This window comes from Frankia sp. AiPs1 (genome assembly GCF_023716945.1).
Lineage (GTDB): Bacteria > Actinomycetota > Actinomycetes > Frankiales > Frankiaceae > Frankia.
This window is the reverse complement of the sequence record NZ_JAMQQF010001047.1, coordinates 1-974: the sequence shown is the minus strand read 5'-3', so window position 1 is coordinate 974 and position 974 is coordinate 1. Positions and strand designations below refer to the sequence as shown.

Below are 974 nucleotides of genomic sequence, written 5' to 3'. Positions count from 1 at the left end.
CCGGTGCGCAGCGCGACGATCGGCGCGCCGGCACCGCGCCCCGGCGCGCCGAACCGCTGCGGGAAGCCGAGCAGGCCGGCGACCTCCGCCCCGCGGAAGGCGTAGATGGACTGGTCGGGATCGCCGAACACGACCAGGTCGCGCCCGCCGCCGGCGACGGCGCGCAGCAGCCGCTCCTGAGCCGGGTCGGTGTCCTGGTACTCGTCGACGAAGACGTGTTGGTAGCGGGCGCGCAGCGCCTCGCCCGCCTCGGCGCCCTCGGCGACGACGACGGCCCGGTGCACCAGATCGGCGTAGTCGAGCGCGCCCTCGAAGCCGAACACGTCGAGGTACATCTCGTAGAACTCGGCGAGAGCGGCCCAGTCCGGCCGGTCGGTGCGCCGGGCGAGCTGGGCCAGGCCGACGGGCTCCAGGCCGACCTCGCGGGCCCGCGCCAGCAGCGCCCGCACCTCCTCGGTGAAGCCGCGGGTGCCCAGGGCGCGGGCAAGCTGCGGCGGCCAGACGGGGCGGCCGTCCTCACGCGAGCCCTCGATGAGCTCCCGCAGCCGGCTGTCCCGCTCCGGGCCCGACAACAGCCGGAACCCGCCGTGGGGCGCCGGCCGGTCGTGCGCCCGCAGCAGCGCCAGGCACCAGGCGTGGAAGGTCCACGCCCCCGGACCACCCCCGCCCCCACCCCCACTCGTGCCCCCGGAACCGGAGCCGCCGGAACTGGAACCACCGGGGCCCAATCGGGCGGTGATCCGCTCCCGCAGCTCGCCCGCGGCCCGGCGGCTGAAGGTGAGGACCAGGATCGACCGCGGGTCCGCCCCGGCCTCGATCCGGGCGGCAACCGCCTCGACCAGGGTGGCCGTCTTGCCCGTGCCGGGACCGGCGAGCACCAGCAGCGGGCCACCCGAGTGCTCGACCACGCGGCGCTGCGCCGGGTCGGCGACGAACGGGCGCGGCGGCGCGATCGGCGTCGGGACGAGCCGGTG

Annotated in this window: 1 protein-coding gene; it reads right to left on the bottom strand. The window is 77.4% G+C overall.

From position 1 onward, the window contains the following. Window positions 1–974 (bottom strand): UvrD-helicase domain-containing protein (locus ND748_RS32750; protein ID WP_251750126.1); only part of this gene is annotated, 974 nt, incomplete at both ends.